The organism is Amycolatopsis azurea DSM 43854, assembly GCF_001995215.1.
Classification (GTDB): domain Bacteria; phylum Actinomycetota; class Actinomycetes; order Mycobacteriales; family Pseudonocardiaceae; genus Amycolatopsis; species Amycolatopsis azurea.
On the sequence record NZ_MUXN01000015.1, the window covers coordinates 158709 to 181932 of the forward strand.

19 protein-coding genes and 1 tRNA gene are annotated in these 23224 nt (G+C 67.8%); 13 read left to right on the forward strand and 7 right to left on the reverse strand.

The genetic code is table 11. The features are described from left to right. Positions 1-9 precede the first annotated feature (9 nt). The gene (locus tag B0293_RS20660; protein ID WP_005167440.1) at positions 10-1353 is read right to left on the reverse strand and encodes a lysine N(6)-hydroxylase/L-ornithine N(5)-oxygenase family protein; all 1344 of its coding nucleotides are present in this window, start codon (positions 1351-1353) and stop codon (positions 10-12) included. 137 nt (positions 1354-1490) lie between these two features. On the opposite strand from B0293_RS20660, the gene B0293_RS20665 reads away from it, so the two are divergent. From B0293_RS20665 to B0293_RS20695, 7 genes are all read left to right on the forward strand, one after another. After that, on the forward strand, positions 1491-2438 hold the full coding sequence (locus tag B0293_RS20665; RefSeq protein WP_005167442.1) for a methionyl-tRNA formyltransferase: 948 nt from the start codon (positions 1491-1493) through the stop codon (positions 2436-2438). Between the two features lie 100 nt (positions 2439-2538). Beyond that, entirely contained in the window at positions 2539-3513 is a 975-nt protein-coding gene (locus B0293_RS20670; protein WP_005167444.1) for an RNA polymerase subunit sigma-70, read from the forward strand. Then, positions 3513-3950 carry a PPOX class F420-dependent oxidoreductase gene (locus B0293_RS20675; RefSeq protein ID WP_005167448.1) on the forward strand — a complete coding sequence of 146 codons (438 nt, stop codon included), beginning with the start codon at positions 3513-3515 and terminating at the stop codon, positions 3948-3950. The genes B0293_RS20670 and B0293_RS20675 overlap by 1 nt, the downstream gene beginning before the upstream one ends. A 388-nt stretch (positions 3951-4338) precedes the next feature. Further along, positions 4339-6444, forward strand: coding sequence for an alpha-galactosidase (locus B0293_RS20680; RefSeq protein WP_005167450.1), 2106 nt, complete (start codon positions 4339-4341; stop codon positions 6442-6444). 138 nt (positions 6445-6582) lie between these two features. Beyond that, positions 6583-7854, forward strand: coding sequence for an extracellular solute-binding protein (locus tag B0293_RS20685; RefSeq protein ID WP_039919841.1), 1272 nt, complete (start codon positions 6583-6585; stop codon positions 7852-7854). A gap of 7 nt (positions 7855-7861) precedes the next feature. Beyond that, on the forward strand, positions 7862-8749 hold the full coding sequence (locus tag B0293_RS20690; RefSeq protein WP_245192162.1) for a carbohydrate ABC transporter permease: 888 nt from the start codon (positions 7862-7864) through the stop codon (positions 8747-8749). Continuing rightward, complete coding sequence (locus tag B0293_RS20695) at positions 8746-9585, forward strand: carbohydrate ABC transporter permease (RefSeq protein WP_039919838.1); 840 nt, start codon at positions 8746-8748, stop codon at positions 9583-9585. The genes B0293_RS20690 and B0293_RS20695 overlap by 4 nt, the downstream gene beginning before the upstream one ends. A gap of 343 nt (positions 9586-9928) precedes the next feature. Here the strand turns inward: B0293_RS20695 and B0293_RS20700 are convergent, their stop codons facing one another. Continuing rightward, a complete protein-coding gene (locus B0293_RS20700) occupies positions 9929-11566 on the reverse strand; it encodes an ABC-F family ATP-binding cassette domain-containing protein (protein ID WP_005167454.1) in 1638 nt (545 codons plus the stop codon). Between the two features lie 146 nt (positions 11567-11712). On the opposite strand from B0293_RS20700, the gene B0293_RS20705 reads away from it, so the two are divergent. Both B0293_RS20705 and B0293_RS20710 read left to right on the forward strand, forming a co-directional pair. Next, positions 11713-12603: a PaaX family transcriptional regulator gene (locus tag B0293_RS20705; protein ID WP_077241347.1), complete on the forward strand. Its 891-nt coding sequence runs from the start codon at positions 11713-11715 to the stop codon at positions 12601-12603. A gap of 36 nt (positions 12604-12639) precedes the next feature. Next, positions 12640-13419 (forward strand): enoyl-CoA hydratase/isomerase family protein, encoded by a 780-nt coding sequence (locus tag B0293_RS20710; RefSeq protein ID WP_005167456.1) that lies wholly within the window; start codon positions 12640-12642, stop codon positions 13417-13419. Between the two features lie 4 nt (positions 13420-13423). On the opposite strand, the gene B0293_RS20715 is transcribed toward B0293_RS20710, so the two are convergent. Both B0293_RS20715 and B0293_RS20720 read right to left on the reverse strand, forming a co-directional pair. After that, positions 13424-14332: a CU044_5270 family protein gene (locus tag B0293_RS20715; protein WP_005167457.1), complete on the reverse strand. Its 909-nt coding sequence runs from the start codon at positions 14330-14332 to the stop codon at positions 13424-13426. Further along, positions 14325-14927, reverse strand: coding sequence for an RNA polymerase sigma factor (locus tag B0293_RS20720; RefSeq protein WP_039919843.1), 603 nt, complete (start codon positions 14925-14927; stop codon positions 14325-14327). Before B0293_RS20720 ends, B0293_RS20715 begins: the two co-directional genes overlap by 8 nt. Before the next feature lie 220 nt (positions 14928-15147). On the opposite strand from B0293_RS20720, the gene B0293_RS20725 reads away from it, so the two are divergent. After that, complete coding sequence (locus B0293_RS20725; RefSeq protein ID WP_039919839.1) at positions 15148-17364, forward strand: glycosyl hydrolase family 18 protein; 2217 nt, start codon at positions 15148-15150, stop codon at positions 17362-17364. A 263-nt stretch (positions 17365-17627) separates the two neighbouring features. Here B0293_RS20725 and B0293_RS20730 read toward each other — a convergent pair whose 3' ends face one another. Further along, complete coding sequence (locus tag B0293_RS20730; protein WP_005165458.1) at positions 17628-18335, reverse strand: SDR family NAD(P)-dependent oxidoreductase; 708 nt, start codon at positions 18333-18335, stop codon at positions 17628-17630. A 42-nt stretch (positions 18336-18377) separates the two neighbouring features. Between B0293_RS20730 and B0293_RS20735 the strand changes: the two genes are divergently transcribed. The 3 genes from B0293_RS20735 (at position 18378) to B0293_RS20745 (ending at position 20941) form a co-directional block, all read left to right on the forward strand. Then, positions 18378-19403 carry a lactonase family protein gene (locus B0293_RS20735; RefSeq protein ID WP_005165456.1) on the forward strand — a complete coding sequence of 342 codons (1026 nt, stop codon included), beginning with the start codon at positions 18378-18380 and terminating at the stop codon, positions 19401-19403. A gap of 155 nt (positions 19404-19558) precedes the next feature. Continuing rightward, positions 19559-20728, forward strand: coding sequence for an alginate lyase family protein (locus B0293_RS20740; RefSeq protein ID WP_005165453.1), 1170 nt, complete (start codon positions 19559-19561; stop codon positions 20726-20728). Positions 20729-20867: 139 nt separating this feature from the next. Continuing rightward, positions 20868-20941, forward strand: a tRNA-Pro gene (locus B0293_RS20745). A gap of 541 nt (positions 20942-21482) precedes the next feature. On the opposite strand, the gene B0293_RS20750 is transcribed toward B0293_RS20745, so the two are convergent. Both B0293_RS20750 and B0293_RS20755 read right to left on the reverse strand, forming a co-directional pair. Next, complete coding sequence (locus B0293_RS20750; protein WP_005165450.1) at positions 21483-22685, reverse strand: tyrosine-type recombinase/integrase; 1203 nt, start codon at positions 22683-22685, stop codon at positions 21483-21485. Beyond that, positions 22685-22906: a helix-turn-helix transcriptional regulator gene (locus B0293_RS20755; RefSeq protein ID WP_039919407.1), complete on the reverse strand. Its 222-nt coding sequence runs from the start codon at positions 22904-22906 to the stop codon at positions 22685-22687. Before B0293_RS20755 ends, B0293_RS20750 begins: the two co-directional genes overlap by 1 nt. Positions 22907-23224 lie beyond the last annotated feature (318 nt).

Genomic DNA, 23224 nt, shown 5'->3' on the forward strand with positions numbered 1-23224 from the left:
GTCCGTGGGTCAGGCGGGCCCGGTTCCGCTCACCGCGTACTCGGGCCGGGACGCGCCGGCCGCGCGCCGGTCCACAACGGACTGGAGGATCTCCCCGACCCGGACGGCCGTGTTGGACAGCAGCGACGACGTGATGCCGTGGGTGTGCTCGGTGCCACCCTGGAGGTAGATCCCGCCGTCCAGCGGCGGTTCGGTGACGATCCGGTAGTCGCGTTCGACGCGGAGCCTGCCCTCGTCGTCGCGAGCGCAGGCGGAGGCGAGTTCACCGAGCAGCGGCGTCGGGTCCGCCGGGCTGTACCCGGTGGCGTACACGACGAAATCGGCGTCGAGCGTGGTCCGCTCGCCGGTCTCCAGCGCCTCGATGGTGACCCGGACCCCGGAGCCGGTGTCGGTGACTTCGGTCGGACGGGAGACGTTGATCAGCTTCAGCCGCTCGATCCCCTGCACCTTCTCGCGGTAGATACGCCGGTACAGCTCGTCGATCAGCTCGATGTCCACGGCCGAGTAGTTGGTCGCGCCGTGGTAGCGCATCAGGCGGTCCTTCACCTCTTCCGGCGCTTCGTAGAACCGCCCGACCGCCTCGGGATCGAAGATCCGGTTGGCGAACGCGCTGTCGTCGGCCGGGCTGTAGCCGTACCGCGCGAACACCGCGCACACCTCGGCCTGCGGGAAACGGTCGTGCAGCAGGGCACTGACCTCCGCCGCGCTCTGGCCGGCGCCGACGACGACGAACCGGCGCGGCTCCTCGGCGGCCATACCCTCGACGCGGTGCAGCAGTTCGCTGTTGTGCCAGATGCGCGTGCCCGGCGTCACACCTTCCGGGAGATTCGGCCGCAGTCCGGTGCCCATCACGAGATTGCGGGCGCGCAGATTCACCAGTTCGCCGTCGGTCCGGGCGTGCACGTCGAAGAACACGATCTCGTCGCCGTCGAACACCGGCGTGACCGAAAGCACTTCCGTGCCATAGGAAACCAGGTCGTCGACCTTTTCCGCGGCCCATTCGAAGTAGTCGTGGAACTCGATCCGCAACGGGAACAGGTTCTTGTGGTTGATGAAGTCGACCAGCCGGTCCTTGCTGTGCAGATACGACAGGAAGCTGAAGGAGCTCGTCGGGTTCCGCATGGTCGCCAGGTCCTTGAGAAAGGACACCTGCATGGTGGCGCTGTCGATCAGCATCCCGCGATGCCAGCCGAAGCGGGGCTGACGCTCGAGGAAGTGGGCGGTGACGGTTTCGGCTCCGGGCGCGGCGTTGTGCTCGGTGACCGCGATGGCGAGCGCCAGGTTCGAGGGACCGAACCCGACCCCGACCACGTCGTAGACCGGAACCCGTTCACCGACCACTGCTCGTGCCATCTTGAACCCCTAGCGCGGCTCAGCCGCATCTCGGTACTTCGTTACAAAGACCAGGGAACCCTAACCTAAGTTAGGTGAGGCTCAACTAGTACTTTCAGTGGTGATGTTCATCCCTCGACCAGGAGGAGGCCGGTCCCATGCGGGTCGCCATGTTCGGATACCAGACCTGGGGACACCGCACCCTGCGGGCCTTGATCGACGCGGGCCACGACGTCGCCCTCGTCGTCACCCACCCGAAGAGTGACCACGCCTACGAGAAGATCTGGGCCGACTCCGTCGCGGATCTCGCCGAGGCCAACGGGATCCGCACCCTGCTGCGCCAGCGTCCCGACGACGCGGACCTGCTGGCGGAGCTGAAGGAAGCCGATCTCGACCTGATCGTCGCGAACAACTGGCGCACCTGGCTGCCGCCCGAGATCTTCGAGATGCCGCGCCACGGCACGCTGAACGTCCACGACTCGCTGTTGCCCGCCTACGCCGGCTTCTCGCCGCTGATCTGGGCGCTCATCAACGGCGAGAAGGAAGTCGGGCTCACCGCCCACATGATGGACGCCGACCTCGACGCGGGCGACATCGTGCTGCAGCGTTCGGTCCCGGTCGGACCGAAGGACACGACCACCGATCTCTTCCACCGGACGGTCGACCTCATCGCGCCGATCACCACCGACGCCATCGAGCTGATCGCGAAGGGGAACTTCACCCCGGTCAAACAGGACAGGTCGAAGGCCAGTTTCTTCCACAAGCGCGCCCTCGAAGACAGCCTCATCGACTGGACCTGGCCCGCCGACGAGATCGAGCGGCTCGTGCGCGCGCAATCCGATCCGTACCCCAACGCCTTCACCCACCACCGCGGGAAGCAGCTGCGCGTGGTCCGCGCTTCGGTGTCGACGGGTCTCTACGGCGGCACCCCCGGCCGGATCTTCATCCGGGAGGGTGAGGGCGTCGTGATCGTCGCCGGGCCTGAGGCGCGCCGCGGCCGGTCGCACGGGCTCGTCATCGAGCGGGTCCGCACCGAGGACGGCACCGAACTCGCCGCGACCGAGTACTTCCGCACCATGGGCGGCTACCTCACCTCCCGTCCCTGACCTGCGGTTTCGGGGTCCCGCGAAAATAGTCATCGCGGGACCGATGAGTTCTCGCGAAGGGCGCCGTTACATCGGGTAAGAACACTCGATGGGAGGCGCCATGACCGACACGGACGAAACAGTCGCCGCGGCGAAGGCGGGAGACCAACTCGCCTTCGCCGCGTTGACCGAACGGCACCGGCGGGAGCTGCACGTCCACTGCTACCGGATGCTGGGCTCGTTCGACGAGGCCGAAGACGTCGTCCAGGAGGCGCTGCTCAACGCCTGGCGCGGGTTGGGCACGTTCGACGGCGGGAACTTCCGCGCGTGGCTGTACCGGATCGCCACCAACGCCTGCCTCGACGCGATCCGCAAGAACGAGCGGCGGGTGCCTTCGCTGCGCTCGTTCGCCGAAGTCCCTTGGATCCAGCCGTATCCGGACCGCCTGCTCGACGAGATCGCGCCGTCCGAAGCCGAACCGCACGCGCTCGCCGTGGCCAGGGAGACCATCGAACTCGCCTTCCTAGCGGTCCTGCAGATGCTGCCTCCGCAGCAGCGCGCGGTGCTGATCCTGCGCGACGTGCTCGGCTGGCAGGCCGCCGAAACCGCGTCGCTGCTCGACCTCTCCGTCCCCGCCGCGAACAGCGCCTTGCAGCGCGGCCGCGCGACCCTGCGTGAACGCCTTCTGCAGCAACGCGGCGAATGGTCGGCGCCGACACCGTCCGAAGAGGAACGAGCGCTGGTGCGGCGGCTCATCGAGGCCCACGACAACGGTGACTTCAGCACGATGAGCAGCCTGGTCCGCGACGATGTCCGCCACACCATGCCGCCGGAGCCGCACTGCTACATCGGACTCGAACACCTCGCCAGGCACGGCAGGATCGCCGAAGAGATGGGCGAATGGCGTGCCGTGGCGGTCGACGCCAACCGGATGCCCGCCTTCGCCTCGTACCTGCGCCGTCCTGGCGACACCATCTTCCGCGCCTTCAAGCTCGACGTCCTCCGCGTCGTCGACGGCAAGGCCGCGGAGTTCACCACTTTCGACAGCCACCTGTTCCCGGCCTTCGGCCTGGACGCCACCCTGGAGGGAAAGTAATGCCGGAGAAGATGACCGACGAGCAGCGTCGCACGTTTCTCGCCGAAGGCACCCGCACCGCCGTCTTCGCGACGGTCCGCCCGGACGGGAGGCCGCACGCGGTCCCGGTCTGGTTCGCCGTCGACGGGGACGACATCCTGGTCAACCTGGGCGCGGACACCGTCAAAGGCAGGACGCTCAAGGAGAATCCGCGCGTTTCGGTGGTCGCCGACGATCCGCGTCCGCCGTTCTCGTTCGTGAGCGTCGAGGGTGTCGCGGAGATCGTTTCGGATCCCGACGGGGTGCGCACGGGTTCGGAGCTGATCGCTCAGCGGTACCTCGGGGAGGCGGGACCGGAGGCGATCGAAGGCTGGCTCGCCTACGCCACGTCACCGGGGAAGGTGATCGTTCGGGTTCGGCCGGAGAACATCGTGGCGATCGCGAAGGTCGGCGGCTGACCGCGTCGGGCCTGGTGAGTGCGATTCGGTTTATTGAGAGGTAAAGGCAAGTGTGGCGTGTTCCCTCGCTCGCCCGCACGCCGATCTCGGGTGTTGCGAAAGCCACTTTCGCAACGTTGAAGGTTGCGAAAGTGGCTTTCGCAACGCTTCCAAGCCTTCGCCCGCATGCCCCCGCGGTGATCGCCACCGAACACCGGTCCGTGAAGGCCTCCTTGAGGGACCCAGAGTCCCTCAAGGAGGCCTTCACGGACTTGGCACCCGACAGGACACCTTTGCCTTCTGCTCAATAACCCGAATCGCCACTCACGACCACCCCAGCCCACCACCCGGTGTACCGCCAAGCGGGAGCCACCTGGCCGCCACCGGGTTTCGCCGTCAGGATGGCGGCGTGGCCGAGATCGTTTACGACGAGAGCACCCGTTCCTGGCTCATCCGCACGGCAGCCACGAGCTACGCGCTCAGGCTGACCGAGGACGACACGCCCTCCCACGTCTACTGGGGCCCGGCGCTCACTCCGGACCAGCTCGCCGACGTCCTCCCCCGGACGAAGGAACGCTGGGACGCCTTCAACGATCCCAACGAGGGCCTCGACGAACTCGCCGCGGACGGCGGCACCCGTTATTGGACCCCCGCCCTCCAGCTCCGGTTCGCCGACGGGACCCGCGCCCTCGAATGGCGTTACCTCGGCCACGACATCGACGGCGGGCAGCTTCGCGTCCGTTTCCGCGATCGCCACTACCCCCTGCGGATCACGCTCGGCTACCGCGTCCCGGCGGGCACCGACGTCATCGAACGCTGGACCGAACTCACCCACGACGGCCCGGGCGACCCGATCGAGGTCATCCGGGCCGATTCGGCGACCTGGGTCGTCCCGGCCCGGCCGGACCACCGCGTCAGCCATGTCACCGGGCGCTGGGCCGCGGAGAGCCAGCTGCTCCGCGAACCGGTCCCCCACGGCGAAACGACGTTCGGCAGCAGGCGCGGCATCACCAGCCATCACGCCAATCCATGGGTGATGCTCGACGACGGCGACGCGACCGAGCGGCACGGCGAGGTCTACAGCGCCGCGCTCGCGTGGAGCGGTTCGTGGCGGATCACCACCACTCGCTCGTCCACCGGCCGCCTCACCGTGACCGGCGGCTTCGGCCAGGACGGCGTCGTCCCACGCCTCTCCCCCGGCGACACGCTCACCACGCCGGTCTTCGCCGGGCTGTACACCGACGGCGGGTTCGGCGCCGCGAGCCGCGCCTGGCACGCGTACACCCTCGGCCACGTCCTCCCGCATCCCGGCGAACTCCGGCCGGTACTGTACAACTCTTGGGAGGCAACGGGTTTCGACGTCGACGAGACCGGACAGCGCAAGCTGGCCGAGAAGGCGGCGGCACTCGGTGTCGAACTGTTCGTGATGGACGACGGCTGGTTCGGCGCCCGCGACGGCGACCACGCCGGCCTCGGCGACTGGCACGTCAATCGCGACAAGTTCCCCGACGGCCTCGGACCGCTGGTCGGCGAGGTGCACCGGCTCGGTATGAAGTTCGGGCTCTGGGTCGAACCCGAGATGGTCAACCCGGACAGCGACCTGTACCGCGCGCGTCCGGACTGGGTCCTGCACTATCCACAAAGGACACGCTCGGAGTTGCGACGGCAGCTGGTGCTCAACTTCGCCCGTCCGGACGTCGCCGAATGGGCGTTCGGCAGGCTCGACACCCTCGTCGGCGAGCACGGGATCGACTTCCTCAAATGGGACATGAACCGCCCGTTCAGCGAAGCGGGCTGGCCTGGTGACGGCGACCAGGACCGGCTCTGGGTGGAGCACACCCGCGCGGTCTACGCGATCATGGACCGCCTGCGCGCGGCCCATCCCGGGCTGCGGATCGAGGCGTGCAGCGGCGGCGGAGGGCGGATCGACCTCGGCGTGATGGCCAGGACGGACCAGGTCTGGACGTCCGACAACACCGACGCGCTCGACAGGCTCGTCATCCAGCACGGCTACGGCCAGGTGTACCCGGCGCGCGCGATGTCGGCGTGGGTCACCGACGACCCCAACTTCGTCACCCGGCGCTCCACCCCGCTGCGGTTCCGGTTCCATGTCGCGATGGCCGGCGTGCTCGGCGTCGGCGGCGACATCGTCAAGTGGTCCGAGGAGGACCTCGCGTACGCGCGTGGACAGATCGCGCTGTACAAGGAGATCCGGCCGGTCGTCCAGCACGGCAGGCTGTACCGTCTGGTGCCGCCGACCACCGACGGCGTCTCCGCGTTGCAGTACGTGGCGGCCGACGGCGAGCACGCGGTGGTGTTCGCGTTCCGGCAAGCGGCACATTTCCACACCCACGAACGACCACTCCGGCTCGACGGCCTCGACCCCTCCGCCCGCTACCGCGACGAGGACACCGGACAGGTGCGGCACGGCGCCGCGCTGCTGGCACACGGCCTGTTCCCGGGCCTGCCGGACGGCGATTTCGCCAGCACGGCGATCCGGCTGACGAAGCTCTGAGCACCGCGATAGATCAGATGTATCGCCCCTTTTCGCCCACAATTGGCGCACCCGGCCGCTTGACATCCCCCTAGACATCCGATCGAATGCCGCCGTATATGAGACGCCGTGCATCGCCGCGAGAAGGGTGACTGGGGCATGAGAAGGTCCTTCGCGTTGGGAGCGGCACTCCTCCTCGCCGCGAGCCTCACCGGCTGCACGGTCGGTGGCAGTGCGGGCGGCTCCGGCGACGAGATCACCTTCCTGACGTTCGAAACACCGAACCTGCCACCGTCCTATTGGGACTCGGCCATCAAGCGGGTCACGGACCGGAATCCCGGCCTCAGCGTGAAGAAGCTGGTCGCTCCGTCGACCGACCGCACCGGCTACGCCAAGCAGCTGCTGCAGTCCGGTCAGTTCCCCGACGTCGCCATCGCCGTCGACTCGGCCGGGTTCGCCGAATCGGGCAACCTCTACGCGTGGACGCCCGAGGAGCTCAAGGACTTCCAGTTCCCCGGCGCCAACCCCATCAAGGGCGGACATCACCAACTGCCCGCCAACACCCAGACCATCCCGCCGATCTACTACAACAAGAAGCTCTTCGCCGACGCCGGGATCACGGCGGCGCCGGCGACCTGGAGCGAACTCCTCGCCGCGTCGGAGAAACTGAAGGCGAAGGGCATCACGCCGTTCACCATCGGCGGCGGCAAGGAAGGGTTCCCGTCCGCGATGCTGCTGGACGGCCTGGTCAGCGTCGAGGTCTACGGCAAGACCCCGGACTGGCTTTCCCAGCGCCGCGCCGACAAGGTCAAGTTCGCCGACCCTGCCTTCCAGCAGGCGTTCGGCAAGTTCGCCGACCTGGTCGCCAAGGGCTACATCGACAAGACGCAGGTCTCGCGGGACTACTCGGCGACCGAAGCGGCCTTCCTCAACGGCGAGGGCGCGATGTACCCGATGGGCAACTGGTTCGCCGCCAGCGCCGACGCGAAGAAGCCGCCGTTCGAGATCGGCGTCTTCAACTTCCCTTCCGAGGACGGGAAACTCGTCGTCCCGGCCTACACCGGCGGCGGCATCGTGGTCAACGCCAAGTCCCCGAACCTCGACGCGGCAAGGAAGTTCGCGCTCGCGTTCCAGCTCGACAAGGAACAGATCGACGCCTCGGTCAAGGCCGACGGCCTGTTCCCCGCGATCAAGGGCTACACGCCGCCGTCCGACGCCGGCCCGGTCTTCAAGGCGGGCTACGACCTCTATCAGGAGGCCGTAGCGAAGAACGCCGTCGTGAACGCCTTCAGCTGGGAGACCGCGGACGACGGGCTCCTGCCGGGGATGAAGGACAAGGTCTACCAGGCCGCGCAGGACGTCATCACCGGCCGCAAGACGGTGGCCGACGCGTGCGCGTTCCTGGACACCGAGTGGGCAAAGGCGCGCTGACACTGCGATGGCGAGAAAACCGATCCTGCCGCGCGTGTGGCATTTCGCCTCGTTCGGCGCACCCGGCGTCGTCATCTATCTCTGTTTCGTCATGGCGCCGATCCTCATCAGCTTCGGCTACAGCCTCACGAACCACAACCCGTTCAACCCGCCCTCGGAGTTCGTGGGGCTCGAGAACTACCAGCTGCTCTTCCAGGACGAACAGTTCCTCACCGCGCTCCGGGTCACCACGATCCTGACCCTGATCGTGGTGGTCGTGCCGAACGTGATCGGCCTCGGCGTCGCACTGCTGCTCGACCGGAAAGGCTGGCTGTACAACGCTTTGCGGAGCGTGTTCTTCACCCCTGTGATCCTCAGCTCGGTCGTGGTCAGCATCATCTGGACGAAACTGCTCGACGACCGGGGTCCGGTCAACGACGTCCTCCGCGCCCTCGGCGTCGAGCATCCGCCGGGCTGGCTTTCGGATCCGGATCTCGCGCTGTACTCGGTCGCGTCGATCGTGTGCTGGCAGATGCTGGGGTTCTGCGTGGTCGTGTACCTCGCGGGCCTGCAAGGTGTCCCGGCCGAACTCCTGGAGGCGGCGGAGATCGACGGCGCCGGCCCGGTCCGCCGGTTCCGCGCGGTGACCTGGCCGCTGCTCGCGCCGTCGCTGACGATCAACACCGTCGTCCTGCTGATCTCGGCGTTCAAGACCTACGACTACGTCAAGGTCGTCACCAACGGCGGGCCGGGTTCGGGGACCACCGCCACCATCGCGTTCAACGTCCTCGCAACCGGTCTCGACGCGAACCACGTCGGCTACGCGTCCGCGATGGCCGTCGTGATGCTGGTGATCGTGGCCACGCTGACCACGATCGTGTTGCGGTTCCTGCGGCGGCGGGAGGTCGACCTGTGACCACAAAGGACAGTCCGCGGCGTTCGTGGCTCCGGCCGGCGGTGGCGATCGTGGTGAGCGCGATCTTCTTCGTGCCGCTGTACTACGTGCTCGTCAACGTCTTCAAACCCGGCGAGCTGATCGCCCAGGAGCCGGCGTCGGTCCCGCTGCCACCGACGCTGTCCAACATCCACGCCGTGCTCACCCGGCCCGACGGCCTGTTCTGGGTGAGCCTGGCGAACAGCGTGCTCGTCACCCTGCTGTCGATCATCGTGCTGACCGTGCTTTCGGCCATGCTCGGGCATTACCTGGCGCGCTCGGGCAAGCGATGGACCAAGGTGCTCGCGCTGATCCTGTTGGCGGGCCTGATGATCCCGCCGCAGGTGATCCTGATCCCGGTCACCGAGGTGCTGCGGCTGACCGGGATGATGGCGACCCTGCAAGGTCTGGTGCTGTTCAACGTCGGGTACTACGTGCCGTTCGGCGTCTTCGTGTTCACCGGGTTCATCCGCGGGGTGCCGGTGGAACTCGAGGAGGCCGCCCTGCTCGACGGGGCGAACCGCATGCAGGTGTTCTGGCGGATCGTGTTCCCGTTGCTGCGCCCGGCCACGGCGAGTGTGCTGATCTTCCTCGGGGTGTGGATCTGGAACGACTTCATCGATCCACTGATCATCCTCGGGCCCAGCCAAGGGACCACGATCACCACCGGCATCTACCGCTCGATCGGCCAGTACCAGGCCGATCTCGGCAGCGTGTTCGCGCTGATGTTCCTGGCGACGCTGCCGGTGCTGATCTTCTACCTGGCGTTGCAGAAGCAGTTCGTGAAGGGCCTGACCGGCGGCGCCACCAAGGGCTGACCCTGGCGCATTTCGTCCTCTGAATGCGCCGAGCAAAGGTGTCCCTGTCGGGCGCCAAGTCCGTGAAGGCCTCCTTGAGGGACTCTGGGTCCCTCAAGGAGGCCTTCACGGACCGGAGTTCGGCGGTGATCAGCGCGGCGAAGGGGACTTTCCCCTCATCGAACGAGCGGAAAGTCCCCTTCAGCCCGGGGCATGAGGTCTCCGGGGGGGGCGAAGGCTCGGGAGCGTTGCGAAAGCCACTTTCGCAACCTTCAACGTTGCGAAAGTGGCTTTCGCAACACCCGAGGTCGGCGGGCGGGCGAACGACTGAACACGCCACCTTTGCCTTACCCCCAATGAATGCTCAGAGTTCGGTGACCTTCCCGTCGGCCACTTCCAGCCGTCGCGTCGTCGCGACCGCGTCCAGCATCCGCCGGTCGTGCGTCACCAACAGCAGCGTCCCCGGGTACTCCGAGAGCGCCGACTCCAACTGCTCGATCGCGGGCAGGTCGAGGTGGTTCGTCGGCTCGTCGAGCACCAGCAGGTTGACCCCGCGCGCCTGCAACAGCGCCAGCGCCGACCGCGTCCGCTCCCCCGGCGACAACGTGGCCGCCGAGCGCAGGACGTGCGCGGCCTTCAGCCCGTACTTCGCCAGCAACGTCCGCACGTCGGCGTCGGCGAGTTCCGGGACTTCGCGGGCGAAGGCCTCGACGAGCGGAAGGTCGCCGAGGAACAGCTTCCGGGCCTGGTCGACCTCACCGACCACGACACCGGAGCCGAGCGACGCGGCGCCCTCGTCGACCGGGACCCGGCCGAGCAGCGCGGCGAGCAGGGTCGACTTCCCGGCGCCATTGGCCCCGGTGATGGCGACCTTGTCCGCCCAGCCGATCTGCAGGTCCACCGGACCGAGGGTGAACTCGCCCCGCCGGACCACCGCCCCGCGCAGGGTCGCCACGACCGCTCCCGCCCGGGGCGCGGCGGCGATCTCCATCCGCAGTTCCCATTCCTTGCGCGGTTCCTCGACGACATCGAGCCGTTCGATCATGCGGTCGGTCTGGCGGGCCTTGGACGCCTGCTTCTCCGTCGCCTCGCTCCGGAACTTGCGGCCCACCTTGTCGTTGTCGGTGGCCTTGCGCCGGGCGTTCTTGACGCCCTTCTCCATCCAGGAACGCTGCATCGCGCCACGGGCTTCGAGCGAGGCCTTGGTGTTCGCGTACTCCTCGTACTCCTCGCGGGCGTGCCGCCGCGCGACGGCGCGCTCCTCCAGGTACGACTCGTAGCCACCGCCGTAGGTCCGCACCTGCTGCTGGGCGAAGTCGAGTTCGACGACGCGGTCCACGGTGCGGGCGAGGAACTCCCGGTCGTGGCTGACCAGCACGGTCCCGGCGCGCAGCCCGGTCACGAACCGTTCGAGCCGCTCCAGGCCGTCGAGGTCGAGGTCGTTGGTCGGCTCGTCGAGTAGGAAGATGTCGTACCGGCTCAGCAGCAGTGAGGCCATTCCCGCCCGGGCCGCCTGCCCGCCGGACAGCGACAGCATCGGCTGGTCGAGGTTGACCGTCAGCCCGAGATCGGCGACGACCTCGCCCGCCCGGTCGTCCAGATCCGCTCCGCCGAGCGCGAGCCAGCGGTCGAGCGCGACACCGTAGGCGTCGTCCGCGCCGGGTTCACCCTCGGTGAGCGCCGCGGTGGCGGCGTCGAGCGCGGCCTGCGCAGCCGTGACGCCCGTGCGGCGCGACAGGAACGCGCGCACGGACTCACCCTCGCGGCGTTCCGGCTCCTGTGGGAGGTGACCGACGGTGGCCGTCGGCGGGTTCAGCCGGACACTGCCCTCTTCCGGCGGTACGAGCCCGCCGAGGGTCTTCAGCAGGGTCGATTTGCCCGCGCCGTTCACACCGACGAGACCGATCACTTCGCCGGGGGCGACGACCAGGTCGAGACCGGAGAACAGAACACGGTCGCCGTGGCCGGCGGCGAGATCCTTGGCAACGAGTGTGGCGCTCATGAGATCGGTAAGTCTACGGGGACCGATTGAACAGCTCGTGGTCCCTCGGAAGAGTGGCAAGTATCCAAGCGATCACGGAACGTGGGTAGCCTGGATGTTCTTCTGGACCCGAACGAATCCCCGAGCATTGAGGTCGGTGACAGCAAATGGCGGACTCCGCCACCCCGGTCCCCGTCGTCCCCCAACAGAAAGGCGGTACCCGTAGGCCGACGTTGAGCAGGCGGCGCGAAGTCAGTCATGCCAGTGCGCGATCGCTGCTGATGACGATCCTCGGCGAGTACGTCCTGCCCCGTGACCAGTCGATCTGGACGTCGACGCTGGTCGAAGCGCTGCGAGTGCTGGACATCGAGGAGAAGTCCGCCCGGCAGGCGCTCGCCCGGTCCTCCGCGGAGGGCTGGGTCGTTTCCGAACGCGTCGGACGAAGAGTGCGCTGGTCACTCACACCACCAGGCAGACGACTTCTCACCGAAGGCGCTGAACGGATCTACGCCTTCGGTAACGAGGAGAAGGCCTGGGACGACCGCTGGCTGATGTTGATCGTGTCGGTCCCCGAAGCGAAGCGGGATCTCCGGCACCGGCTGCGCACGCGCCTGACGTGGGCCGGATTCGGCTCGCCGGTGGCGGGTGTCTGGGTCAGCCCGGACCTCAGCCGCCAGCGTGAGGCCCAGCAGATAGTGCAGGAACTCGGCCTCGACGCGCAGGCGATGTCGTTCACCGCCGCTTACGGCGAAGTCGGCGATCAGGAGACGATGGTCAGCCGGTCCTGGGATCTCAGCGAGCTCAAGGACCGCTACGAGGATTTCATCGACCGCTTCACCGGCACCCACCCGTCCGGTGAGCACGGTGTCCTGCGCGCGCAGACCGAACTCGTCCACGAATGGCGCAGCTTCCCGTTCCTGGATCCGCGTCTTCCGCTAAAACTTCTTCCCGACGGTTGGAGCGGCGTGCGCGCGGCGGACCTTTTCCACCGGAAGCACGTCGAATGGCGACCAGAAGCACAGGCGCAATGGGACGAACTCGCGGCGACGTCCGGCTAAGGTCACGGGAAAACGACCTACCGGGAGGTAACCGCCTTGGCCACCTCGATCCGCCTCGACCGTGAAGACGGCCTCGCCGTCCTGACCTTCGCTTCGCCGCCCCTGAATCTGTACACGGCGGACCTACAGGACGAACTGGCCGAGGCGATCGGCGAACTGGAGGCCACTCCGCCGCGCGCGGCCCTGATCCGGGCCGAGGGGAAGATCGTCAGCGGCGGCGTCGACGTCTCCCTGTTCGACGCCCAGGCGAACGCCGCCGAGGCCAAGGTGCTCTTCGACGAGATGTTGGCGATCCCGGACCGGATCGCCGCACTCCCGTTCCCCACCGTTTTCGCCGCCCACGGCCTGTGCCTGACCTGGGCCTTCGAGGTCGCGGTCGCCTGCGACATCATCCTCGCGAGCGAGAAGGCCAAATTCGGCCTCGTCGAGCGGGTCGTCGGCCTGACCCCGACCATGGGCGGCACGCAACGGCTCGCCGCGCGGGCGGGCGTCGGCCGCGCCAAGGAGTTCGTGATGACCGGCGCGACCTACGACGCCGCGACCCTCGAACGCTGGAACGTGGTGAATCGGGTACTCCCGGTGGACGGCTTCGACGAGGCCGTGCGCGCCTTCGCGACCGACCTCGCGCAGGGGCCGACACGGGCGCACGCGGCGACCAAGAAGGTGCTCGAGCATTACGAGCACGGCGGCGTCGCCGAGGCGAACGAACACATCACGACGATCGCCGCCGGGCTCTTCGACACCGAGGACCTGCGCGGCGCGGTGAAGTCGTTCCTCGCCGACGGCCCCGGCAAGGCGACCTTCACCGGCCGCTGATCCGTCAGGGACGTTGTCCGGCCTGGTCCACCACACCGGACGAGGTCACCGCGGTCGAATTCGTGCCCAGGTAGAGGAAGGTGTCGGCGGCGAAGACGATCACCACCGGTTTCGCCACCTTCGGGTCGTCATGCGGCCCGAGCGGCCACGTGATGCCGACACCGGGCCTGCCCGCCGCGTCCTCGGTGTGGTCGACGGCGCGCAGCCCGGGCACCTTGGCGGCCGCGCCGAACAGGGCGGCCCGGACGGCGGGCGGGAGGAGGTTCTCGTTCGCCAGCGCGAGGATGTTTTTGCCCATCGCGTTGTAGTCACCCGTCTCACCGCTGTGGTGGGCGTTGAGGTAGGCGAACATCGCCTCGGCGTCGACGGGAAGGTCCGTCCGGTAGGCGGGTGACGGCGTGCAAGGCTCCGTGACGCCCTTGAGCGGCTGGTCGCCCTTGTACGCCTGCGCCCGCCCGTTCCGGCAGCCCGGAAGCGGGAAGAGCGAGCCGTCGGTCATCTTGATCCGCCCGTCGCGGGTGCCGTCGGCCGACAGCCACGCCTCCCGCTCGCCGTCGGGCCGCTTCGTCTTCATGTAGACGAACTGGTCCGGTTTCGGCGGTGTGTCCGGAGTCTTCAGCGCGGCCGCGGCGGCGTTGCGGAGTACGACTACGGGGTCCGCGGCGGCCGCGGGCGGCTCCAGCCCGACCTTGTCGACCGGTGCCAGCGCGACGGCGGCGGTGATCGCCGCCGCGAGGCCGGCCGCGCCGGCGCCGATCCAGACCCAGCGCGGCCTTTTCCGCAGCGGCACCACGTTTTCCGTTTCGGTGGCGGCGATTTCGGCCATCAATCGCGCGCGTGCCGAGCCGAGGGCGCCGGAATCCGCGAGGGGCACCGATCCGGTCCGCTCGGCGATCAGGTGCAGCTCATCCATGGGTGGAGATCTCCTTCGAAGTCGTGGTGTCCGGGCGCCCGAGCGCCTCGCGGACCTTTCGACGGGCACGGTTGAGCCGTGAGCGGACGGTGCCGAGCGGGATGTCCAGCGCCGCGGCGATCTCCTCGTAGCTCAACCCTTCACCGGCGAACAGCGTGAGCGTGTCGCGGTCGCCGTCGGCAAGTTCCGCCAGCGCCGAGTCCAACAGTTTCCCCATCGCCTCGGCGGTCACCTGATCGGCGACGCGTTCGGCGTGCCCTTCCTCGTCGAGCGGCGGACCGAGGGCTTCGCGCAGTTTCAGCTCCCTGACCTCGTCACGGCGCCGCTGCGCGACCAGGTTGGTCGCGATGCCGTAGAGCCAGGGCCGGGCGTCCCGGCGCTCGGTGTCGTATCCCTCGCGTTTGCGGAAGGCGACCAGGAACGTCTCCCCCAGCGCGTCCTCCGCGGCCGCGGGCCCGATGCGTCTGACCAGGTAGCGGTGGATGTGCGCGGCATGCCGGTCGAAGATCGCGGAGAACCGGTCCGGGCTGGTCACCGACCTCGCGATGACTTCCGCGTCCTCCAGATCGCCCGGATCCGCCCTAGATGAGCTCATGAACCGCCCTTCGCCGTTCGTCAGTGTCACTTGTTGTCCGCATCCGGCGTCGAACGGGTTCACGACCGACGAATCGGTCTAGACCTTTTATGCGTGCCGCGCTACATTCATCTGTGGTCTAGACCACACGCGCCATTTTCCGAGCAGGTCAGTCTCGCCGCCTCTTTTGGAGAGAACCGCCATGAGACGCACCAGAAAACGACTACTCAGCGCACTCACCGTGACACTCCTCGCTGCCGGGCTCCTCGTGGCCGCGGGTACTCCGGCGCTGGCGGCGGGCCGCCTCCGCGCCGCCTTCGCCTTGACCGGCAACACCGGTGAGTACACCGTCACGAACCCCAGCAGCGAAACCGTCGCCGACTGGTCCATCACCTTCACCGTCCCCGCCGGCGTGACCGCCACGAACGGCGCCAACGCCACGGTTTCCCAATCGGGCAACCAGGTCACCCTCACCCCGGCCTTCTACATCAAGTCCCTCGGGCCGGGCCGGTCGACCTATCCGTACAGCCCGACGTTCCAGCTCAGTTCCGGGGTCACCCCGGCCACGTGCCGGATCGACGACGGCAACTGCGACGGTTCGGGCGACGCGCCGCCGTCCACCCCGGCCAACCTGCGCCTCGTGGCGAAGACGACCACGACCGCCGCGCTGGCCTGGAACGCCTCGGCACCGGGCTCCCTGCCCGTCACCGGCTACGACGTCTACCAGGGCACGACGCTGGCGACCTCGGTCACCGGCACCGAAGCGAGGATCACCGGGCTGACGCCGAACACGGCCTACAGCTTCACGGTCGTCGCCAAGGACCGGAAGGACGCCAAATCCCCGCCCACCCCGGCGCTCGCGGTGACCACCAACAATCCGAGCGACGACACCCAGGCGCCGACCGCGCCGTCGAACCTCCGCTCGACCGCGGTCACGTCCGGTTCCGTCGCCCTGGCGTGGAACGCGTCGACCGACAACACCGGCGTCGTCTCCTATGACGTCTACAACGGCTCGAACCTCGCCACCACGGTGAACGGCACGACCGCAACGGTGAACGGGCTTTCACCGTCCACTTCGTACTCTTTCACGGTCAAAGCCCGTGACGGGTACGACAACGTGTCCGCGGCGAGCGCCGCCGTCAGCGCTCGCACCGGCGACATCGTGAACGGGTACGCCCGGGTCGGCTACTTCGTCCAGTGGGGCATCTACGGCCGCCAGTTCTTCGTCAAGAACCTGGTGTCCAACGGATCGGCCGCCAAGCTGACGCATCTGCTGTACGCCTTCGGGAACATCGACCCGGTCAACCACACCTGCCTTTCGGGTGTCACCAAGGGAACGACGTCGAATCCCCAGGACCCGAACCAGGGTGACGGCGCGGGCGACGCGGAAGCCGACTACTCGCGGCCGATGTCCGCGTCCCAGTCGGTCGACGGCGTCGGCGACACCGGGTGGGAGACCTTGCGTGGCAACTTCAACCAGCTGAAGAAGCTCAAGGCCAAGTACCCGAACCTCAAGGTCCTCATCTCCTTGGGCGGCTGGACCTACTCGAAGTACTTCTCCGACGTCGCGGCCACCGCCGCGTCGCGGCAGAAGTTCGTCGCGTCGTGCATCGACACGTACCTGAAGGGGAACGTCAAGGCGTACGGCGGTGCGGGCGGACCGGGTACGGCCGCGGGCATCTTCGACGGCATCGACATCGACTGGGAGTGGCCGGGCAGCCCCGACGGGCACCCTGGGAACCACTGGAGCGCCGCCGACAAGACCAACCTGACCGCCCTGCTGGCCGAGTTCCGCACGCAGATGGACGCCTACGGCGCGACCACCGGCAAGCGGTACGAACTCCAGGCGTTCACCCCCGCCGACCCGGCGAAGGTGAGCGGTGGCTGGGAGATCCCGAAGATCTTCGACTACCTCGACGTCGCCAACGTGCAGGGCTACGACTTCCACGGCTCGGGCAGCGACAACTCGTGGGAGCCGAACATGACCGGTCACCAAGGGAACCTCTACCCCGACGCGGACGACCCCTACAAGTTCAAGTTCAGCGTGGAGTCGGCGATAGCCGCCTACACCAACGCCGGGGCGAATCCACGGAAACTGACCCTCGGGCTCGCCTTCTACGGAAGAGGCTGGCAAGGGGTCGCGGACGGCGGAAAGAAGGGTGAGTGGCAAAGCGCGACAGGCGCCGCGCCAGGCCAGTTCGCCGAGGAAGCAGGTACTCGTGGCTACGCGAATCTCTTGGCCAGTGTCCCGAACTGCACCGTCCAGCACGACACCGCGGCCGTGGCCACGGCGTGCTACACCGGCGCCGGCGGACAATGGTGGACCTTCGACGACGCCTGGTCCATCCAGCAGAAGGTCGCCTGGCTCAAGTCCAAGGGACTGCTCGGAGTCATGGCATGGGAGATGTCGGGTGACACCGGCGCGCTCATGACCACAGTGGACAATTCCCTCAAGTAAAAGCTCGTGAGTGGTAAGTGACGTTCTAACGTCACTTACCACTCACGACCCCCTTGACCGACTACGGCGCGGCACCTTGGTCGCCCGCGCTACCGCGGTAACCGCTGGTGCACGGGGACGACCTCCAAGTCCGTGAAGGCCTCCTTGAGGGACCCAGGGTCCCTCAAGGAGGCCTTCACGGACCTGGACCTACGACCCACCACAGCCAGAACCCAGTAGGTAACTGAGACCCGGTGGCTCTAACGCGACTTACCACTCACGACCTAGACCGAGTCCTTGGTCGCGGTCCAGCCGCCGTCCACCACCAGCTTTGTCCCGGTGACGTACGAGGCCGCGGGCGAGGCCAGGAACGCGATCACCTCGGCGACCTCCGCGGGATCCCCGAGCCGTCCCGCCGGCGTGGCCCGGACGGCGCGGGCGTGGTCGGCCTCGGACACGCGGTCCCAGGCCGGGGTCTGGATCGGACCGGGCAGGACGGAGTTCACGCGGACGTCGGGCGCGTACTCGACGGCCAGCTGGCGGCCGAGCGCGACCAAAGCTCCCTTGCTCGCCGCGTAGGCCGGCCTCCCGGGGAGTCCGACGAGAGCGTGCACCGAGGAGACCAGCACGATCGATCCCCGGCGCTCCCGCAACGACGGAAGACAGGCTTTGGCGCCGAGATACGCGCCCGCGAGGTTGACGTCCAGCTGCCGGTCCCAGTCCGTCCTCTCGAGTTCGTGCAGCGGCGCCACCACGACGGTGAACGCGTTGCTGACCAGGACATCCACCCCTCCGCAGGCCTTTTCGGCGAGCTCGACGGCCCGCCGCCAGGTGCCTTCGTCGGACACGTCGCCGACGACGCCGTGCTCCAGCCCCGGCTGCTCGGTGATGTCCACGCCGACGACGGTGTGCCCGGCCGCGGCGAGGCGGGTCGCGGTCGCCGCGCCGATACCGGACGCGGCCCCCGAAACGATCGCGCAGGATGTGGTCAAAAGGGATTCTCCTCCACCTCGGCTTGCTGCACAGTGTGCCTCGTGACTTCTGCGAACGACGACCGGACTCTGCTCATCGTCGGCTGCTATACCGCCGCGAGCGACGGGAACGGCGAAGGCATCGGTACCTTCTGGCGCGACGGGCGGACCGGGGAGCTGACCCCGGCTGGCTCGCTCGAACTCGACTCACCGAGCTGGCTGACCCCGCATCCCACGCTGCCGGTGCTCTACGCCGTGAACGAGACGGCCGAAGGCGCGATCACCGCCGTGGCTGTCGCCGAAGACGGCACCTTGGAGGTCCTGAACTCGCTCCCGGCCGGTGGCGCGGACCCGTGCCATCTGGCGGTCACTCCCGACGGCCGGTTCCTGTTGTGCGCCAACTACAGCGGCGGCAGCCTGGCCGTGTTCGCACTGGGCGCGGACGGGGTGCCCACCGTGCGCACGGCACTCGTCCAGCACGAAGGCGCCGGCCCTATATCCGACCGGCAGGAAGCGGCGCACGTCCACATGGCCGTGGTCGACGAGACCGGCACGCTGGTCAGCGCCGTCGATCTCGGCGCCGACGAGATCCGCAGCTACCGCCTCGGCGAGGAAGGCGAGCTGATCCCGCTGTCGGTGTCGACGCTGCCCGCCGGGACCGGCCCCCGCCAGCTGGTCCGGCGCCCCGGTACGAACCACGCGTACGTCCTCGGCGAACTGGCCGCTTCGCTGCTGACGGTGCGGGAAGAGCCGCCAGGCACGTTCGCCGTCGAGAACTCCACTCCCGCGCCCCTCGATCCCGGTGGTGACAACCTTCCCGGCCAGCTCACGCTGCACGACGACCGGTTGTTCGTGTCGAACCGGGGCCCCGAGACGGTCACGGAGTTCACTTTCGACGGAGTCCTCCCGAAGGCCGTCGCCGATCACGGCACCGGCGAATGGCCTCGGCATTTCTCGATCGTCGGCGATCATTGTTATGTCGCGGCGCAGAGCGCCGACGCGATCCAGGCATACGAGCTAGCGACCTGGCGGCTGATCGGCACTTATCCGGTCGGGAGCCCGGCTTTCGTCGGCCCCTGGCGAGCCTGATTCGTTCAGCGGGCTGAACGCTTTGTTCAGCCCGCTGAACAAAGACGGATTTCTTTCTTTTCGAGGCGAATTAAGGTCTTGACGCAACTGGTTCAGACCATGACACTGAATCGCACGCCGCCGGTGACCTGGCTCACACCCGCCCGAGGAGAACCATGTCCCTACCGAAGAAACTGTTCGCACTGGCCACGCTCGTCCCGTTGGCGCTAGGGCTTTTCAGCGCGCCGTCCCAGGCCGCGCCCGCCACCTTCACCCACCCCGGCGTGCTGGTCAGCCGCCCGCAGCTCGACTTCGTACGCACCAAGGTCCAGGCAGGCGCGCAACCGTGGAAACAGGCCTACGACGCGATGATGTCGAGTCCGTACGCCTCACTGTCCCGGTCACCGAAACCGCGCGCCGTCGTCGAATGCGGCCCCTATTCGAATCCGAATATCGGCTGTACCGATGAACGGCAAGACGCGATCGCCGCGTACTCCCTTTCTCTCGCGTGGTACATCACTCGCGACGCGAAATACGCGACCAAGGCGATCGAGATCATGGACGCCTGGTCCGCGGTACTGAAAGATCACACGAACAGCAACGCGCCCCTGCAATCGGCCTGGTCGGCCTCGTCATGGCCGCGCGCGGCGGAAATCATCAAGCACACCTACACGAGCTGGCCGAATTCCGGCCGCTTCGGCACCATGCTCAGGAACGTGTACCTGCCGAAGGTGATCAACGGCAGTCACAGCAATGGGAACTGGGAACTCAGCATGACCGAGGCCTCGATCGGCATCGCCGTGTTCCTCGACGACAAGACGAGCTACGACAAGGCCGTCGCGAAGTTCCGCACCCGCGTGCCCGCCTACCTCTACCTCACCGGTGACGGCGCGCTCCCGAAGACCGCGCCCGGCAGCGGCCTGGACACCCGCGACAAGATCGTGAAGTACTGGCAGGGTCAGACGACGTTCGTCAACGGCCTCTCGCAGGAGACCTGCCGGGACTTCACCCACACCGGCTACGGCCTCGCCGCCATCGCGAACTTCGCCGAGACCACCCGCATCCAGGGCCAGGATCTCTACCCCGAGATCGGCGACCGCCTCCGCGAAGGCCTCGGCTTCCACGCGAAGTACCAGATGGGCGCGGCCGTCCCGTCGTGGCTGTGCGGCGGCAGCCTGAAGCTCGGCCTGGGCCCGATCACCGAGGTCGGCTACAACCACTTCCACACCCGCCTCGGGCTCACCATGGCCAACACCGAGGCCCTCACCCTGCGCCAGCGCCCCGCGGGCACCAACAGCCTGTTCGTCTCCTGGCAGACCCTCACGCACGCCGACAACCCACAGTGACTCCGTGAGGGCCGCCTGATTGCGGCAGGGCGGCCCTCACGGTCCGTTTTCCCAGCTCAGACACACAGTGACCCCTGGTTGCAAGCCCCTGTTCGGGACCCGCTAAAGTACTCACATCGCACTCCACGGAGCGCGGGTCCGGGCTGTGGCGCAGTTTGGTAGCGCACTTGACTGGGGGTCAAGGGGTCGCAGGTTCGAATCCTGTCAGCCCGACGGACAGAAAGACCGCTTGATTGGGACTACAGTCCTGGTCAGGCGGTTTTTTCGTTGCGGCGAAGATTATTTTTCGGGAAGCACCGAAGCATCTGCTTGGGGACCACGCGGGGACCAAGTTGATCTTCAGGCGCCCGAAGCGCACTTGACTGGAGCAAAAGAGGGTTCCCGACGTTCCCCCATCCGAGTGAATCCGGCAGCGTAAGCGCCAGAGGCTGTCTCCGCGTCGCTGACGCGAGCTTCCCCCGCGCGGGTGAACGTTCGCCTGCGTACAGTCACGGCGATCTGACACTGTGCCACCGGCTGACGTCCCGGATCAGCGTCAGCGGACCTGCAAGAAATGCGCGCAGGCCCCACCAATAGCGCCTTCGCGGAAATGTCGCCGCGGTGATCATCTAACGGCTTCGCGGGCCGCCGCGGCGGCGGGTTACGCAATTCGAGGATGGCTGCCCGTGGCCGGGGTCGACTGCAAGAACATCGCGCAAAAGAAAACGCTCCGCCTTCGGAAAGGCGGAGCGTTTGTAGTGCGGCGAGAATTCAGTTATTTCACGACGAGTAGCCGGGGTGTGCGTGGGGCGCGCAGGTGCTCGGTGAGGAGCTCCCCGGCGTCGGTGACGGTCTGCTGGTCGGGGTGCAGGTAGCGCTGGGTGGTAATGATCGAGCCGTGGCCGGCGATCTTCTGCAGGTGGTGCACCGGGACGCCGGCGTCGGCCATCCAGGTGAGCCCGGTGTGGCGCAGGTCGTGACGGCGCAGGTGCTCGTACCCGAGCTGGGTGACGATCTCGTCCCAGTGCGTCGCGTCGCGCAGGATCGCGGTGGTGACGCGGCCGCCGCGGGGCCCGACGAACAGCCGCGCGTCCGGGTTCCCGTCGGTCAGGGCGATCCGTTGCAGGACCAGGTCCCGGATGTCCTCGATGATCGGCACTTTCCGGGCTCGTTTGCCCTTGGTGCCCTTGTCCAGCAGCCCACCGGGCCCGGGCGTGGTCTGGCGCCGCAGGTTCCAGATCCAGTTCTTCGTGTCGATGTCCTTGACCCGGCAACCGGAGACCTCCCCGATCCGGGTCGCGGTACACGCCTCGAACACCACCACGTCGCCCCAGCCGCGGTACTCACGGTAGGACCGCGCGACGAGGGCGTCGGCCAGGGCGGTGAGCGTGTACCAATCCGGCAGCGCCAGCGCCCGCGGATCCTCCAGCTCGTCCTCGGCCAGCTTGTACTCCTTCTGCCACCCGGTCACCCGCGCCGGGTTGTACTCGACGAGCCCGTCGCGGCGGGCCTGCTCCATGGCCCTGACCAGCGGCGCGATGCTGTTCTTCACCACCGACCGGCTGTAGCCGTCGGCGATCCACGCGTGCACCGCACGGTCGACCACACCGTTGGAGATCCTCCGCACCGGAAGATGCCCCACGGTCGGCACCACCCGCAACCGCCACCCGGCCATGTACGGGTCCAGGCTCTTCGTCTCCAGGCCCCGCATGATCAGCGGCATGTTCGCCTCGCCGTACTCGGCCAGCGGCATCGTCGCCATCCGCGGATCGATCCCGTTCTCGGCGTCGGCCTCGAGCTGCTCGATCCACTGCTGGGCCTCGCGCTCCTCGGCGAACGACTCCGACTTGCTCGGCCGCTTCTTCGTCACCGGATCGACCCAGCGCACCCGCGCCTTGTACGGCTTCGTCCGGCCCTCGCGGTACTCGATGTCCGCCGACAGCGAGATCCCGATCGGCACCACGATCGCAGCGGGCATCAGGCCGTCACCTTCTCCGGATCCACCCGACGGCTCCGCAGCCACGTGTCGACGTCCGCCGCGCTGTAGACGATCACCCGCTCCGACAACGGCACGAACGGCGGCCCCTGCGGCGGCTTCGCCGTCCGCCACCGCCGCACCGTCGACGGATCCACATGCAACAGCGCCGCCACCTCCTCCGTCGACAACCACGTCCCATCCACCAGCAGCGGCTCCGTCACGACTCCCCCACCCCGCCACGCGACGGGACGCTGAACGTCCCGGGCACTGCCGTGTGACCGCCAAAGACCGGGCACACCCGAGGGGAAGGCAAGATCAGCGGAGGCAAGATGAAGCGTGGGACCGGACGACGTGCCGCGGTGAACACGAGAACGGGAACCCCATCCGATGTCCGAGCAGAGACAGCCAGGCGTGCCTGAAGGCGGCGGCAGAGGGGCTGGCTGATGACAGGGGGCACGACGGCCGGGCGCAGGGATGGCTTGCGGGACATGGGAGACCTCTCACGTAGCGATGAGTTGTCTCGTTCCGCCCGCGCTCAG

Bases quoted from the DNA above. Each gene is read 5' to 3' on its own strand.
- B0293_RS20665 (WP_005167442.1), top strand. From the start codon at position 1,491: ATGCGGGTCGCCATGTTCGGATACCAGACCTGGGGACACCGCACCCTG.
- B0293_RS20705 (WP_077241347.1), top strand. From the start codon at position 11,713: ATGGCGGACTCCGCCACCCCGGTCCCCGTCGTCCCCCAACAGAAAGGC.
- B0293_RS20690 (WP_245192162.1), top strand. From the start codon at position 7,862: ATGGCGAGAAAACCGATCCTGCCGCGCGTGTGGCATTTCGCCTCGTTC.
- B0293_RS20715 (WP_005167457.1), bottom strand. From the start codon at position 14,332: ATGGATGAGCTGCACCTGATCGCCGAGCGGACCGGATCGGTGCCCCTC.
- B0293_RS20750 (WP_005165450.1), bottom strand. From the start codon at position 22,685: ATGCCCGCTGCGATCGTGGTGCCGATCGGGATCTCGCTGTCGGCGGAC.
- B0293_RS20660 (WP_005167440.1), bottom strand. From the start codon at position 1,353: ATGGCACGAGCAGTGGTCGGTGAACGGGTTCCGGTCTACGACGTGGTC.
- B0293_RS20670 (WP_005167444.1), top strand. From the start codon at position 2,539: ATGACCGACACGGACGAAACAGTCGCCGCGGCGAAGGCGGGAGACCAA.
- B0293_RS20720 (WP_039919843.1), bottom strand. From the start codon at position 14,927: ATGAGCTCATCTAGGGCGGATCCGGGCGATCTGGAGGACGCGGAAGTC.
- B0293_RS20675 (WP_005167448.1), top strand. From the start codon at position 3,513: ATGCCGGAGAAGATGACCGACGAGCAGCGTCGCACGTTTCTCGCCGAA.
- B0293_RS20740 (WP_005165453.1), top strand. From the start codon at position 19,559: ATGTCCCTACCGAAGAAACTGTTCGCACTGGCCACGCTCGTCCCGTTG.
- B0293_RS20685 (WP_039919841.1), top strand. From the start codon at position 6,583: ATGAGAAGGTCCTTCGCGTTGGGAGCGGCACTCCTCCTCGCCGCGAGC.
- B0293_RS20700 (WP_005167454.1), bottom strand. From the start codon at position 11,566: ATGAGCGCCACACTCGTTGCCAAGGATCTCGCCGCCGGCCACGGCGAC.